The following is a 15,092-nucleotide window of genomic DNA, read 5'->3' on the forward strand; positions in this document are numbered from 1 at the left end:
TGTTTTTCGGCGCGACGCTGTCAGTAATAGTTAGATTTGCAAGACCCGAGCCATGGCTTCATCGCCTTCTTTGGCCGTGTTCATCATTTTCACGTGGAGCTCGAACTGCTTGGCCAGGGCCAGCACCGAAGTCATTTCATCCACTGCGTTGACGTTGCTCGCTTCCTGGAAGCCCGACACCAGTTGCACATTGGCATCGATGGGCGCCGGCTGGCCGTCCTTGGTGCGGATCGAGCCGTCCAGGCTTTTGGTCATGTTCTTGAGGTCCGGATTGACCAGTTTGATGCGGTCCACCTCAGCCATCACGCGCGGGCCTTCGCCCATGGCGCGGATGCTGATGGTGCCGTCCTGGCCAATCTCGATTTTCTGCTCTGGCGGCACGGCGATCGGACCACCGTTGCCCATGACCGGCATGCCGTTGCCGGCCCGCAGCACACCCAGAGCGTCAACGTTCAGGCTGCCGGTGCGCACATAACTTTCACCGCCATCGGGGTTCTGCACGGCCATCCAGCCCGGCCCGCTGACTGCCACATCGAGGTCACGACCGGTCTCAACCAACGCACCCGGGGTGAAGTCAGTGGCGGGACGCTCGGACATGGCAAATGCCCGCGCCGGAAAGCTGTCGCCGAATACCGGCATCGAACGCGCCTGCTCCAGGTCTTTCTGAAAACCATTGGTGGAGATGTTCGCCAGGTTGTTGGCATGGGCCCGCTGCGCCAGTGCGTTCTGGCTGGCGCCGGTCATTGCCACATAAAGGTACTTGTCCACTGTCGTTCCTCTGCATGCCGGACGGTTGCCGTCCACTGCTGTACGGCAGAGCCTTAAGCAATTTACAGACCAACTTTTTTCTGGCGGCCCGAGCCCGGTAAACAAAGGGCCTGAGGGGATTACAGAGGATAGGTCGAGGGTGTCAAAGTCGAAAAACCGGCGGTGTTATGCCGCCAGGTGGCAAGGCCTGGCACCTGGCCCGATGCCAGGCCACCTCATCGGCTGAGGAAAGTCAGGCCTTTGCCAAGGCATCGCCCAGCACACCCACCACCTGCTCCTGGTGCTCATGGGTCAAGCCGAGCCACATGGGCAAACGCAACAGGCGCTCGGAATAGCCGTCAGTCACCTCCATCGAACCCTGCACGCGTCCATAACGCAGGCCACCGGGCGATGAATGCAGCGGCACGTAATGGAACACCGCGTAGATGGCATGCCGCTTGAGCTCTTCCAGGACGGCCTGGCGCTCCACGTCAGGGGCGAGGATCACGTAGTACATGTGCGCGTTGTGCTGGCAGTTTTCAGGCACTATCGGACGCCGCAGCGCCCCTTGCCGCTCAAGCGTCGCCAGCGCCGCATGGTAATTGTCCCAGAGGGCCAGGCGGCAGTTGGTGATGGCTTGCGCTTCTTCCAACTGGGCCCAGAGGAACGCGGCGGTCATTTCCCCCGGCAGGAACGAGGAACCCACCTCCTGCCACGTGTACTTGTCTACTTCACCCCGGAAGAACCGACTGCGATCGGTGCCTTTTTCCCGGATGATCTCGGCCCGCAACGCCAGCGCGGGATCATTGACCAGCAAGGCCCCGCCCTCCCCCGAAATCACGTTCTTGGTTTCGTGAAAGCTGAAGGCCCCCATGTCACCGATACTGCCCAGCGCCCGCCCCTTGTAGGTCGACATCACACCTTGCGCGGCGTCTTCCACCACGGCCAGTCCATGCTTGCGGGCAATGGCCAGGATCTCGTCCATCTCGCAGGCCACACCAGCGTAGTGCACAGGTACGATGGCCTTGGTCCGTGGCGTGATCGCCGCCTCGATCAGGCGCTCGTCCAGGTTCAGGGTATCGGGCCGCACATCGACGAAGACCGGCACCGCGCCGCGCAACACGAAGGCATTGGCGGTGGAAACGAACGTATACGACGGCAGGATGACTTCGTCGCCAGGCTGGATATCCAGCAGCAACGCCGTCATTTCCAGGGCCGCGGTGCATGAATGGGTCAGCAGGGCCTTGTTGCTGCCCGTTTGCGCCTCCAGCCAGCGATGACACCGTTTGGTGAAGGGACCATCGCCGGCGAGCATGTTGCCGAACTTGGCCTGGGCGATGTAATCCAGTTCCTTGCCGGTCATGTAAGGGCGGTTGAAGAAGATCGTTTCTTTGCTCATTGCAAACTTCCCTGGATGGGCATGGTCATGGATGGCGCGCAGGACAAAACCTCAAACCGCACTGACCCGTCCACCTATCTGGCTGCCTGTATCAAGATTCTCATAGAAGTACGGGGTGAATCCGGCCCGCTTCATCGCCTGCTGGGTTTCACCGATGTCGTATTCAACCCGATGCAGCTCGAACGCCTCACCGTCCCAGGTGGCGAAACCGGCCCGAGCGTCACCATCACGGGGCTGACCAACTGAACCAGGGTTGCAGTAGACCTTGCCTTCGCCGCTCCACAGGTACTGGACATGAGTATGGCCCGAGGCGAAGTAGCGGCCAGGCAAGGGCGAAAAATACGCCTGCGAAGGTCGCACATACTCATCCAGCGGATCGTTCCAGCCACCGTGGACGATGCTCACCCCCTGTTGGTTCGAGCGCTGCGCAAGCGAGCCCAGCCAGGCCAGGTTCTGCGCCGTGACGACGCCTTGCTGGTAGTCCAGGCAGGCATTAGCGCTGTTGGAACGAGGGCATCGCTCATGCTTGGCCAGGTACCAGTCGTGGTTGCCCATCACCGAGAAGACGTCCCGCTCGCGCAGAGCGTCGCAGCATTCGTTGACCTGGCTGTAGTAACCGGCGGTGTCGCCCAGGCAGATGATCTGCGTAACGCCCAGTTCGTCGAGCTTGGCCAGCACTGTCCGAAGGGCGCTGTAATTGCCATGTACGTCAGAAATGATCCCGATCATAGACAATGAAGTCCTCTATATAACGAACAGCGAAACCACTGCGCAGCGTAGGCCTGGCCAGCTTCTTGCCGTGCAGGTAATAGTCCAGGCACATGGCCGCCTCGTTGTAGCCGAATGCGCGGCGTATCGAACTGGTCGAGGAAATCCGCGGATTGATCTCCAGCAGGCTCCAGGAACCGTCGCCGCCACGCCGGAACTGCAAGTTGGTCGGCCCCTCAGGCTTGAAGGCACGGCATAACCTGACCACAACCTGTTCCAGCGAATCGTCCTGATACACCCAAGCCTTGGCGGTGGAGCCATCCGAGGCCAGGCGGCGCTGGAAAGCGATGATCGGCCCGGTGTCGCCGCGACCGTCGCCAAACGCCGCCACGGTGAACTCGTCGGCCGCACTGCCAATGATCGGCTGGGCCATGAGGTACTCACCCAGCAACGGCGCATGAGGCGTGAAGTCGCGCTCCTCGCGAACCCAGACCAGCCCTTTGGAAGCGTAGCTCCTGCGTGGCTTGAGCAGGAACGGCAGGCCCAGCGCGGCCGTGAGCGAATGAAAGTCCCCGGACAGCAGGCTGGGAATACGGCATGCATCCCCCAGCGCCACCAGCGCCTGGTCCATGGCCCATTTATCCCGGGAAAGGTCGATCAGGTGCGAATTGTTGAGCACCACCTGGCAGTCAAGCGTGGCCAACAACGCGCGGTTGTCCGACAGCCAATGGAGGTCCTGTTCGATCCCCGGAATCAGCAGGTCAACCTTGTGCCGGGCGAGGGTGTCGCCCAGCCACTGACCATATCCCGGGTCAGCGGTCAGCGGGGCTTGCTCGAATGCATCGCTCCAAGCGCGCCCGACAGCGTCGTCGTAGATATCGGTGCCGATCAGGCGCACGGCAGGGTCCGCCGCACGTAAGGACTTGAGCAGGCCATAGCCCATGATGGCCCCTACGCCAGTCACCATGACGGTCTTCATGTCAGGGTCTCCCGGTGCGCTCGCATCAACTCGAATCCCTGGCGAATGTCGATTCGCGGGGTGAAACCCGTTTGCTCGTGGAGCGCCTGCAAATCGTCGAAGGGCGGCAGGTCGGGGATGTCGTTTTTTTCCGCCAGGAAGCGGACGTCCAGCGGCTTGCCAAATGCTTCGAACGCGGCCTGGGCGATCTCGGAAAGACGCGGGGATTGCGAATGGCCGCAGTTGAACAGCCCTGTAATGCCCTGGGTCGCTACCCGTGCGCAGAGCTCGGCAAGGTCGTTGAGGTGCAGGTAGTTGCGCCTGGCGTCGTTGCGGCCATACAGCTCGACGGCCTGCCCGGCTTGCGCCTTGTCCGCGATGGCGTACAACAGCGGTTGATGGGAGCGGCACTGCTCGTCACTGCCGTAGACCTGGCTGATGCGCAGGATGCTCAACCCCATGCCGCGCTCCCGGCAGTACAGGCTTGCCACTTCCTCGGCATGGCGCTTGGACAGCGAGTAGATGCCAAAGTAGGGATCCGTCACCTGGTCACAGGCCGAACGCGACGACAGCAAGATGAAATGGCGGGCCCCGCATTGTTCCGCCAGGCGACAGGCCGCCAGCGTACCCACGCTGTTGACCAGCTCGGCGCGAACCAGCTCATTCGGCTGGCGCCCGCCGAAATCGGCAGCGGCCAACACGACAACGTCGAAGCGCTCATCGCAGGCGACGGGGACCTGGGCACTCAAGTCGAAGGCGATGTCGGCATTGCGGCGCCCCGCCAACCTGACCTGGCCATGGCGCGACAAGCTGCGAGCGACCGCCTGGCCAATGACCGAGGTACTTCCGATGACCAGGCTCCTCATGACGCGGCAACTGTCGCTTCGAGCATGAGCGCGCAACTGAGCTCCGGGTAGTCGATGCCCACGGTGCACATGGCCTGGACGATGTCTGCCCCCAGGTTCAATTCCTTCAGTTGACCGGTGGTGAAAGGCTTGAGAAACACGCCCTCCTTGCGCACCACCTCAAACCCTGCAGCTTGCAGCTCAGCCGTCAGGGACTGTAGCGAATAGCTGCGCACATGGCCCAGTTCCAGATCGCCACGGCCCAGCGCCATCATGTCGTCAAGCAACCCGGCAGCATGGCCGAAGCGCCGATGCAGGGACTCGCCATTGGGTACCAGCACGAAGCAACGACCACCCGGCGCCAGGAAACGCTTGAACCGTTGCAGCACGACCTGCGGGTCATCGACATGCTCAAGCACGAAGCCCATCACGATGAGATCGAAACGCTGGTCGGTGTCGAAGGTCTCGAAATAACTTTCGACAATCTCGGCCGGGCTGTCCGGGTACTGGCCCTTGAACTGGGCGATCACCGAGGCGGAGCCATCGATGACCGTGTGTTTGCTGAAGAACTTCGAGAAGCGATGGGTACTGAAACCATGGCCCACGCCGAGCTCCAGCAGGCTTTGCGCCTGGGTGCACAGCGCCATGATGCGTTGGGGATACCAATTGAGAATGATGTTGTTGTCATACGCATAGCCAAAGCTATCGCTGTAGGCGGCGATGAAGGTATCAAGATCGTTGCTCATGTCACTGCACTCCGCTGGGCGGCCAAATAGTCATCGGTACGGTTCAATCAGCCAGCCAAGCCTGTCGCCAGGCCTCCAGGCGCTCACCTTCGAGCAGCCACTGGGCACGCACGGCCGACTGCAGGGCGTCTCCCAGGGTCGCCGAGGCCTGGCGATCCTCCAGATGCAGGCGAATCGTGCGGATCCAGTCTTGCGCCTCGTTGCTTACGCGCGACAGCGGCAATATCTCGCCACCGACAAACCCCGGCACCCGGCTGCATATGACCGGATGCCCACAAGCGGCATGCTGCAGGACCCGCAGGTCGGCCGAGCAGGCATTGCCCAGGGTTTCGGCCATCGGTACCAAGGCAAGATCAAGGTTCAATGCCGCCAGGGCGCCCGCCAACTGCTGCTGCCCGACGCTCGGGTGCAGTTCTGCCACGAAAGGCCGCATGGCCGCCGGACAATCGCCCAGCACCACCCAGTCCACTTCGCCGGCCAACGCTGGCAGCACATCGGCCAACAGCTCGGCGTCCTTGCCACCCAGCCAGCCCAGGCGCGGCCTGACGCCTACGGCGCGCTTGCTCTGCAGGCGCCCCCAGGCGGCCGGCAGCAGGGTTTCCACCACGCGAATATCATCGTGCTGGCCCTGCAACAGTTCGGCCAGCGTCGGTGAAGAGACCAATACCCGATCAGCCTGTAGCAGCCCGAACCGCAGGCGCTCCAACAGTTCATCGGCAGAGTAATCGCCTTTCAATTCCATGTGTGGCAAGTAACCGTCCAGGTCGTAGACCGTGAACGCTTTGGAAAACGCCCTCAGACGGCTCAGGGCCAACAGCCCCGCGTCATCCAGAGGCCGCTGCAACACTACGGTAGCCGGCGCCAGGCGCTCGATCTCCACCGCCGACAACACCGTTGAAACCGCCGTACCCTCGACCTCCCCGGCTTCCAGCATGGCCCGCAATGGCTGGATCAGCCGCGAGTGCCCCGTCGCCTGCGGGTCAGTGATGCAAACCAGCAGCCTCGGCACGCTGCCTTGCAGCGGATACCAGCTCAGGTCGTTGTTTTCCAGGGTAAAGCCCTCACCGGCACGCAGCGAGAAATTGGCGTTGTAGCCAGGGTCGCGGGCCAACTGCGGCATCCAGCGGGCGAACAACGCGTCCTCCTGCTCGCGGCTCGCACGAGGAGCCGGCAGCGGGTCGACCAACAGGCGTGCGAAAGGCGTCCAGACGTTCAGGTAACCCGCCTGATGCAACTTCAGGCATAGGTCGACAGGGGCCCAGGGCGCCAACAACGGATCGGTGTCGAAGCCGCCCGCCTCGATGAACAACGCCCGACGCAGCATCAGGCACTCACCGTCCACCGCGCAGCAGCTCTGCTCAAGCCCCAGCCGCCCCATGTAGCCCGCCACCTGGGATGACACACCCTCGAAAGCCCGACCCACCGTTCCTCCCAACCCCAACACCAGGCTCGCCTGGCGAATGCGCCCCTGGTTGTCCTGGGACTTGCCGCCCACGGCGCCGACTTCCGGGCGCTGGGCCTGGTTGAGCAACGCGTGCAACCAGCCGGGCTCCAGCACGGCGGCATGGGCATCAAGCCACAACAGGTACTCGCCACGCGCTTCCTGCGCTGCCGCATTGCACATGGCCGCACGGGATTGTCCCGGCATGAAACGCAACACCTGGAAACGGCCTTCGCCCATTTCCTCGACCAGCGCCAGCCACTCCAGCAAGGCAGGGTCGTCGCCGCCCGGCTCGACCAGCAAGACTTCGAAGTCAACGGCGCTGGTCTGGATCAGCAGGCTTTCCAGGCAGCGCTGGAAATTGACCAGTTGCCCTTCGAGGTAGATCACAATGCTGACCGAGGCCTGGCGCTCATGGCCGTAGTCGATGCGGTAACCGCCGGGCTGCATGTCCAGGGCGATCGCCTGCCCTTGAACGTAGCCACGCGCCTGCAGATGCGCCTCGATGACCGCACGCTCATCGGCGCAGTCCGACGGCCTCGGCTCGTTGGCGATCAGCAGGGGCTCGCTGACATGCCCCACGCTCTGCCCACCTTGCTCGCTGATCAGGCGCAACTGATAGGCCAGCTCGAAGGCTCCGCCGCAGGCCTCGTCGAAACCGCACAACTGCACCAGCGCTTCGCGACGGTACATCCAGTGACGGGAAAAACTGGCCGGATTGGCCAATAGCAAGTCCAGGTTCAGGTCGGGGCGCAGCGCGACATTGACCACGCCAGCCATGCGCAGCGCCTCGTCGGCGTACACCGCCAGGCAATTGTCGGGGGCGTCGAGCAGGTTCAGCGCCGTCACCTGCAAGCCTGCGGCCACGAACTCCTCCCCCGCCTCGACCATCATCACCCAGTCGCTCTGGATGCCGGCGAGCAAGCCATTGATCGCAGTCACCGGCTGCCTCGGATCACAGGCCAACCACTGGACGTTGGCGCGCGCCGGATCGACGACGCCCATCACGCACACATGGATACGCTGGTACAACTGTCGATCCAGGCTGTCGAGGGTATGAGCCAACGCCAGTGGGTTGCCGTCATCGCGGACCAGGACCGTGAAGCTGGGCGCCGTCGAGCTCGCCAAGCGCTCGTTGACCAAGCGCAACTGCTGGGCCGTCGGGTAGCGCTGGCGCAACCAGTCGAGCGCCCCCAGGCGGTTGCCGACAGCTTCCCGGGCGGCGGTCGCCTGGGTCCTGGCAATGAACACATCCAATTGCTGCCAGAAAGACGCGGTGCGCTCAACGTAACGCTGCAAGGCGTCGCCGAGGCTGGCCCGTGCATGTTCCAGCGGGTTCGGCTGGTCGAGCATGGCAAAGCCGACGCTGCCGAAGAAACTGGTGTCGAGCAGGGGCTGGTCGACGCCATGCCCCGGAATGAAAATCACCGGGCAGCCGCACAGCACCGCCATCACGCAGGTCATCGACCACTCGTAGGAATACATCACCTCGGCCTTGCGCAACACCTTGGCCAGTTCTGGCAGGGTCAGGGGATTGGCCATGCTCAGCAAACGAATGTCGGCGGGCAGTTGCGCGTAGTCGATCTTTTCCAGCGGGTGGCGGTTCTGATAGAGATAGCTACCCTCGCGCACAGCATCGGTGCCCACGCTGGAGAACAGTTCGATGTCGATGGTCGGCAGGCACAGCAGGTCGCCGTCAGGGTCGCCCCGGTGCTCGGCGAGCCGGGCTGCGTAATAGAAAAACAAGTCGGTGGGCGCCGCGTCCATGCCGTTTCCGGTCAGGAAGCCCTCGAAGTTCAAGAGAAAACGCGCCACGACCGAACAGTTCAGCGGATTGCCAGGGAACACCTCGGGATACACCGCGATCGGCACTTTGCCGGCGGCCTTGTGGCGCTGTTTGATCGCAGAGGTAATCACCGGTGTCTTGAGGTCTGGATTGACTACCTCGGTGCCGCAGATGTAAGCCTCGCGTCCGCTGAGGTTAAGCATATGGCAGAGGTAGTGCAGCGAGACCACGCCCGACGACGATTCACGGTAGGCAGGCGCGGCGAAATAGTAGGGATGCTCGGGTTTGGCGTACATCAGCCGCAAACGCGCCAACGCCTGTTCAAGCGAATGAGCGTCCAACTGCGCGGGGTTCGACATCGGGTGCATCTCCACGATCAAATCAAACAGGGTGTGACTGGCGAGCTCGCTCAGACAGCCCCTCGGGTTATGAAAGCCGATGCGTCCGCGCCGGTATTGAACAACAGATCAATGATGCTGACTGCGTGCTGGAAGTCGCCGTACACCTGCGGGTATTCGGGGTAGCCGGTGTAACTCATGTAGGACACCTTGATCCCATTAGCGGCGAACGCCGCCTCGTCGAGGTAATGACTGGCCGCCGGTCCAGAGAGGTATTCGTCGGCACCGAGCGTCTGGCACAGGTGGATCAGCCGCTCATTCTTGCCCTCCGTGCGCCCTAGATCCTCGGAACGGTAAAGCGGCGTATGAATACCCAGCAACGGGCATAGACCGCAGATGAACAGATGATTGATCTGGCTCAGGTGGGTCAGGTCGGCGGCCTGCTCGTACAGCGCCCGGATCGGCGCATGCATCTGGGAAAAACCCGGAGCGCGTCGGTAGCTTTGCTCGATGGTTTTCCAGTGCGCGGCGGCCCAACCAGGGTCACTGACCTGAACCTCATTGATCAATTGGCCGAGACGACTTTTCTTCTTGACCGCAATACTCAGCCAATACTCGCCTTGGGCAGTCTTGATCTTGTTACGGTTGCGCCAATCGCTGCGGGTGTACTGGACATCGTCATACAGAACGAAGGCATCGACGCTACGCATCATGTCGAAATAGCCCTTCCAGGGAATGTAATTCGACTGCACCACTGCAATTTTCTTAGGCATTGTGAATCTCACGTTCGCAGCGGAAGGGGGACGGTGCCCTGTCAAAAAATCGCCGCCGAATCTGAATAGCGGGGAACCGTATTCGGTCGAGCAAATCCCATACCAACTATTTCAGCCGCCGCTCCGTCAGGACTCCGCCTTGCCCACCTCGTACGCCCGCAACTTATTGGCAATGGTGGTATGCGAAACCCCCAACCGCTTGCCCAACTGCCGGCTGCTGGGATGCTCGGAATACAGGCGCTCCAACACCGCTTTTTCGAAGCGCCCGACGATCTCGTCGAGGTCACCTTCCAGGGAAAAATCGCCAAGCGGCTGGCGCACGCCGTAGTCCGGCAGGCGGATGTGCTCGACCTTGACGGTTGCGCCGTCGCACAGGGATACGGCCTGGAACAAAACGTTTTCCAACTGGCGGACATTGCCTGGCCAATGGTAACGACTGAGACGGTCCATTGCCGCCGGGGCCAATTTTGGCAGCGCACAACCGATCTGCCGGCTGGCCTGGTCGAGAAAATGCTCCACCAGCGGCGCCAGGCCATCGAGGCATTCGCGCAGGGGTGGAATGTGCAGCGACAGGACATTCAAACGGTGGTACAGATCCTGACGGAATTCCCCTCGGGCGCACAGCTCGGACAGATCCACCTGAGTCGCGCAGATCACCCGCACATCCAGGTACACCTCTTCATCGCTGCCGACACGACGGAAGCAGCCGTCCTGTAAAAAGCGCAGCAACTTCACTTGCAAGCGCGGGCTCATCTCCCCTACCCCGTCGAGAAACAGCGTGCCGCCCGCCGTCAGTTCCAACAATCCGAGCTTGCCCTCGGCTCGAGCCCCTTCGAACGCCCCCGGACCATAGCCGAACAACTCGGTCTCGGCCATGGACTCCGGCAGGCCGGCGCAATTGAGGGCCATCAGCGGCGACTGGCCTCGCGGGCTTGCCAGGTGGCAGGCACGAGCGAGCAGTTCCTTGCCGGTGCCGGTTTCACCTTCTATCAATAGCGGGGCATCCAGCGGCGCCATGCGCCGGGCCTCACGGACCACCGCCGCCATGACCTTGGAGCTCTGGAAAATACTGTCGAAACCGCGCAGTTCCTGCTTGCGCACGTTATAGATACGCTCACCCACCCGGTCGGCCCGATGCAGGGTCAGCACCGCGCCGGCCATAGCCTCGCTGTCGTCGTGCTCCGATTGCAGAGGCGCGATGTCGGCCAGGAATACGTCGCCCTTGACCTTGACCCGCAGCCCATTGATCCGCGACTGGTTGGCCCGCACCAGTTCCGGCAGGTCGAAATCCTCGGCGTAGCGCGACAGCGGAATGCCCGGCACCTCATCCACCCGCACCCCGAGCAACTGCGCCGCCGCCCGGTTGGCCGCCACGATGGAACCGCCCATGTCGATGGACAGCACCGGAAACTCCAGGGCACCGAGCAAGGCGTTGAGCTCCATGTGTCGACGCTCGCTGGGCATCAGTCCCACGCGCTTGACGCCGAACACTCCGGCGATATTTTCGAACTTCGGGCGCAACGCCTGGAACTGAATGTTGATCAGGTTCGGGCAATGCAGATAGATCGCGTTGCCGTGCTCACCGCCGACTTCACCACGAGCGACGTTGATGCCGTATTCCACCAGCAGGTTGAGGATGTCCCGCAGGATGCCGATGCGGTTCTGGCAATGGACTTTGATGCGCATGGAAGGACTCGGATGTGTAGGAGACAAGGCGCCATTGAAGCCACCCACATCCCGTGGCGAGGGAGCTTGCTCCCGCTGGAGCGCGCAGCGGCCCCTGATTTTAGGGCTACTGCGTAGCCCAGCGGGAGCAAGCTACCTCGCCACGGGATTGAGCAGGGCGTTTTTCATTGCGTAGCGCAAATAGTTGTCAAGATTATGTGACAGCTGTAGACCAAATCCTAGCCTGATATCTCGACAACTGCGCCCACTCAAGCCAATCCGTAACGAAAAATTTACGAATAGCCCTGCTGCCCCGCCGAATCCGCCCACGACCCTCTGCTGCAAATCCCTCTGCCCTGGGTTATCTCTAATGCATCGCTGGACATAACAACAAATAGTCTTTCCCGGTTTCAAAGCCTGGGAAACAGCAGGAGAACAGCATGAAGCAGACGCACTACGTGGCCCGCGAGCCCGATGCGCAAGGTTTTATTCACTACACCGCCGAAGAACACGCGGTGTGGAATACGCTGATCACCCGCCAGCTGAAAGTCATCGAAGGCCGTGCGTGCCAGGAGTACCTGGACGGCATCGACAAGCTCGGCTTGCCCCACGACCGCATTCCCCAACTGGACGAAATCAACAAGGTGCTGGGTGAAACCACCGGCTGGCAAGTCGCCCGGGTGCCGGCGCTGATCCCCTTCCAGACCTTCTTCGAATTGCTCGCCAGCAAGCAGTTTCCGGTTGCCACCTTCATACGCACCCGTGAAGAACTGGATTACCTGCAAGAGCCGGATATTTTCCACGAGATCTTCGGCCACTGCCCGTTGCTGACCAACCCCTGGTTCGCTGAATTCACCCACACCTACGGCAAACTCGGCCTACAGGCGTCCAAGGAAGAACGCGTGTATCTGGCGCGCCTGTATTGGATGACCATCGAGTTCGGCCTGGTGGATACCCCCCAGGGCCGGCGCATCTACGGTGGAGGCATCCTCTCGTCGCCCAAGGAAACCGTGTACTGCCTGTCGGACGAGCCGGAGCATCAGCCGTTCGATCCGTTGGAAGCCATGCGCACGCCGTATCGTATCGACATCCTGCAACCGTTGTACTTTGTCCTGCCTGAGCTCAAGCGCCTGTTCGATCTGGCCCATGAAGACATCATGGGCATGGTCCAGCGTGGCCGGGAGCTGGGCCTGCACGCACCGAAATTTCCGCCGAAAGCCGCCTGAATGGCGTTTTTTACGCTCAAGTGAGTCTGTTGCGACCCGCGGCTTTGCTTTAGCGTGGGTGGCATCGACATTTTTCAAATATTCGCTCCAGGAAACACACCATGAACGCTCTGAACCAAGCCCATTGCGAAGCCTGCCGTGCCGACGCCCCGCAAGTCAGCGACGAAGAACTGCCGGTCCTGATCAAGCAGATCCCGGATTGGAACATCGAAGTGCGCGACAGCGTGATGCAATTGGAGAAGGTTTTCCTGTTCAAGAATTTCAAGCACGCACTGGCCTTCACCAACGCCGTCGGTGAAATCTCCGAGGCCGAAGGTCACCATCCCGGCCTGCTGACCGAGTGGGGCAAAGTCACCGTGACCTGGTGGAGCCACTCCATCAAGGGCCTGCATCGTAATGACTTCATCATGGCCGCGCGCACCGATGAAGTCGCCAAGACCGCCGAGGGCCGCAAGTAATGCACTTCGATGCCATCGGCCGCGTACCCGGCGATCCGATCCTCGGACTGATGGAGGCCTACGGGGCCGACAGCAACCCGAGCAAGTTCGACCTGGGGGTGGGCGTCTATAAGGACGCCCAAGGCCTGACGCCGATTCTCGGATCGGTGAAGCAGGCTGAACAGCGTCTGGTGGATCGCCAGACCACCAAGACCTACATCGGTGGCCATGGCGATGCCGATTTCGGTCGGTTGATCAACGAACTGGTGCTGGGTGCCGGCTCGGAGTTGATCGCGCAAAAACGCGCCGGCGCCACCCAGACTCCGGGCGGCACGGGGGCCCTGCGCCTGAGTGCCGACTTCATCGCCCAATGCCTGCCGGGTCGTGGCGTCTGGCTGAGCAACCCGACCTGGCCGATCCACGAAACCCTCTTCGCTGCGGCCGGGGTCAAGGCCAGCCATTACCCTTACGTGGGCGCCGACAACCGCTTGGACTTCACAGCGATGCTGGCGACCCTGAACCAGGTACCTTCGGGTGATGTGGTGCTGTTGCACGCCTGCTGCCACAACCCCACCGGCTTCGACCTGTCCCAGGACCAGTGGCGCCAGGTGTTGGAGGTGGTGCGCAGCCGCAGCCTGCTGCCGTTGATCGACTTCGCCTACCAGGGCTTTGGCGATGGTCTGGAGCAGGACGCCTGGGCGGTCCGGCTGTTTGCCGAGACATTGCCGGAGATGTTGATCACCAGTTCCTGTTCGAAGAACTTCGGCCTGTACCGCGACCGCATCGGCGCACTGATCGTCTGCGCCAGGGATACCGACAAGTTGCTGGATATCCGCAGCCAGTTGGCCCACGTCGCCCGTAACCTCTGGTCGACGCCGCCGGATCATGGCGCAGCGGTCGTGGCGACGATCCTTGGCGATGCCCGACTCAAGAGCCAGTGGGCCGAAGAAGTGGAAAGCATGCGCCTGCGCATCGCCCAGTTACGCAGCGGTCTGCTGGATGCCCTCGAACCCCACGGGTTGCGCGAGCGCTTTGCCCATATCGGTGTGCAACGCGGGATGTTCTCCTACACCGGCCTGGCGCCGGAACAGGTCCGGCAGCTGCGCGAGCGGCACAGTGTGTACATGGTTGGCACCGGCCGGGCCAATGTGGCAGGCATCGACGCCACGCGCCTGAGCCTACTGGCCGAGGCGATTGCGGACGTTTGCAGATAATAGAGACGGCTCAAACACGTGGCGAGGGAGCTTGCCCCCGCTGGGCTGCGCAGCAGACCCCTTTTTTGCGGTTGCTTCGCACCCGAGCGGGAGCAAGCTCCCTCGCCACGGTAATCATGAATGCCTGAGATGGGACGTTATCCTCCGGATCTACGCCCCCGTCCACTCACTGACGAATTCAGCCGTATCTTCCTTCGGCGCGACCCGGGCTTCTTTCTGCGGGGTGCCCAGGTACAGGAAACCGATCACCTCTTCGCCGTCCGCCAGGCCGAACCCTTCGGCGACGTGGGGCGAGTAGGCCAGTTCCCCCGTGCGCCATACGCCGCCAATACCCTGAGCATACGCGGCCAGCAGGATCCCGTGGGCCGCGCAGCCGGCCGCCAGCAGCTGCTCGGATTTGGGTATTTTGAAATGGTCCTGCAAACGAGCGATCACCACCACGACCAGCGGTGCACGCAGCGGGCCGTTGAGTGCCTTCTCCACTACGGCCTCAGGCACCAGCGGATCATTGAAGCGTGCCGCTTCGGCCAGTAGTTCGCCCATGCGATAGCGCGCCTGCCCTTCGACTGTCAGAAAACGCCAGGGCCGCAACTGGCCGTGGTCCGGCGCGCGCATGGCAGCGGCGAACATGATCTCGCGCTGTTCGGGGGTGGGTGCCGGGTCCACCAGGCGCGGGACGGAAACACGGTTGAGCAAAGCGTCGAGAGCCTGCATCGGCCATCTCCCTGATAAAAATGTCCGGCTATTCTAGTGGCTGCGGGAGAAGTCCGTCAGCGCAAATTCGTCTTGCACTGCCCACGCCTGCCGCA

13 protein-coding genes are annotated in these 15,092 nt (G+C 62.1%); 3 read left to right on the plus strand and 10 right to left on the minus strand.

Annotated features, from left to right (window positions below; translation table 11 throughout):
• Nucleotides 1-30: 30 nt before the first annotated feature.
• The 9 genes from ACLEJR_RS03285 to ACLEJR_RS03325 all read right to left on the minus strand — a co-directional run bounded on the left by ACLEJR_RS03285 (nucleotide 31) and on the right by ACLEJR_RS03325 (nucleotide 11,427).
• Nucleotides 31-768, minus strand: coding sequence for a flagellar basal body rod protein FlgF (locus tag ACLEJR_RS03285; RefSeq protein WP_440795782.1), 738 nt, complete (start codon nucleotides 766-768; stop codon nucleotides 31-33).
• 232 nt (nucleotides 769-1,000) lie between these two features.
• Nucleotides 1,001-2,146: a dTDP-4-amino-4,6-dideoxygalactose transaminase gene (gene rffA, locus ACLEJR_RS03290; RefSeq protein WP_440812086.1), complete on the minus strand. Its 1,146-nt coding sequence runs from the start codon at nucleotides 2,144-2,146 to the stop codon at nucleotides 1,001-1,003.
• 51 nt (nucleotides 2,147-2,197) lie between these two features.
• The gene (locus ACLEJR_RS03295) at nucleotides 2,198-2,875 is read right to left on the minus strand and encodes a metallophosphoesterase family protein (protein ID WP_440795784.1); all 678 of its coding nucleotides are present in this window, start codon (nucleotides 2,873-2,875) and stop codon (nucleotides 2,198-2,200) included.
• The gene (locus tag ACLEJR_RS03300) at nucleotides 2,856-3,833 is read right to left on the minus strand and encodes an ATP-grasp domain-containing protein (protein ID WP_440812089.1); all 978 of its coding nucleotides are present in this window, start codon (nucleotides 3,831-3,833) and stop codon (nucleotides 2,856-2,858) included. The genes ACLEJR_RS03295 and ACLEJR_RS03300 overlap by 20 nt, the downstream gene beginning before the upstream one ends.
• Nucleotides 3,830-4,678: an NAD-dependent epimerase/dehydratase family protein gene (locus tag ACLEJR_RS03305; protein WP_440812091.1), complete on the minus strand. Its 849-nt coding sequence runs from the start codon at nucleotides 4,676-4,678 to the stop codon at nucleotides 3,830-3,832. Before ACLEJR_RS03305 ends, ACLEJR_RS03300 begins: the two co-directional genes overlap by 4 nt.
• Nucleotides 4,675-5,403, minus strand: a complete 729-nt coding sequence (locus tag ACLEJR_RS03310) for a class I SAM-dependent methyltransferase (RefSeq protein WP_440795789.1) — start codon at nucleotides 5,401-5,403, stop codon at nucleotides 4,675-4,677. Before ACLEJR_RS03310 ends, ACLEJR_RS03305 begins: the two co-directional genes overlap by 4 nt.
• A gap of 43 nt (nucleotides 5,404-5,446) precedes the next feature.
• A complete protein-coding gene (locus tag ACLEJR_RS03315; protein WP_440812094.1) occupies nucleotides 5,447-8,989 on the minus strand; it encodes a glycosyltransferase family 2 protein in 3,543 nt (1,180 codons plus the stop codon).
• 50 nt (nucleotides 8,990-9,039) lie between these two features.
• A complete protein-coding gene (locus tag ACLEJR_RS03320) occupies nucleotides 9,040-9,741 on the minus strand; it encodes a WbqC family protein (protein ID WP_440812097.1) in 702 nt (233 codons plus the stop codon).
• 126 nt (nucleotides 9,742-9,867) lie between these two features.
• Nucleotides 9,868-11,427, minus strand: coding sequence for a sigma-54-dependent transcriptional regulator (locus ACLEJR_RS03325; RefSeq protein WP_440795795.1), 1,560 nt, complete (start codon nucleotides 11,425-11,427; stop codon nucleotides 9,868-9,870).
• A 419-nt stretch (nucleotides 11,428-11,846) separates the two neighbouring features.
• Between ACLEJR_RS03325 and phhA the strand changes: the two genes are divergently transcribed.
• The 3 genes from phhA (at nucleotide 11,847) to ACLEJR_RS03340 (ending at nucleotide 14,283) form a co-directional block, all read left to right on the plus strand.
• On the plus strand, nucleotides 11,847-12,632 hold the full coding sequence (gene phhA, locus ACLEJR_RS03330) for a phenylalanine 4-monooxygenase (RefSeq protein ID WP_440812098.1): 786 nt from the start codon (nucleotides 11,847-11,849) through the stop codon (nucleotides 12,630-12,632).
• 101 nt (nucleotides 12,633-12,733) lie between these two features.
• Nucleotides 12,734-13,090, plus strand: a complete 357-nt coding sequence (locus ACLEJR_RS03335) for a 4a-hydroxytetrahydrobiopterin dehydratase (RefSeq protein WP_440795799.1) — start codon at nucleotides 12,734-12,736, stop codon at nucleotides 13,088-13,090.
• The gene (locus ACLEJR_RS03340) at nucleotides 13,090-14,283 is read left to right on the plus strand and encodes an amino acid aminotransferase (protein WP_440795801.1); all 1,194 of its coding nucleotides are present in this window, start codon (nucleotides 13,090-13,092) and stop codon (nucleotides 14,281-14,283) included. The genes ACLEJR_RS03335 and ACLEJR_RS03340 overlap by 1 nt, the downstream gene beginning before the upstream one ends.
• Before the next feature lie 150 nt (nucleotides 14,284-14,433).
• Here the strand turns inward: ACLEJR_RS03340 and ACLEJR_RS03345 are convergent, their stop codons facing one another.
• Nucleotides 14,434-14,997, minus strand: coding sequence for an NAD(P)H nitroreductase (locus tag ACLEJR_RS03345; protein WP_440812099.1), 564 nt, complete (start codon nucleotides 14,995-14,997; stop codon nucleotides 14,434-14,436).
• Nucleotides 14,998-15,092: the final 95 nt, after the last annotated feature.

Source organism: Pseudomonas sp. SMN5, from assembly GCF_052041925.1.
Lineage (GTDB): Bacteria > Pseudomonadota > Gammaproteobacteria > Pseudomonadales > Pseudomonadaceae > Aquipseudomonas.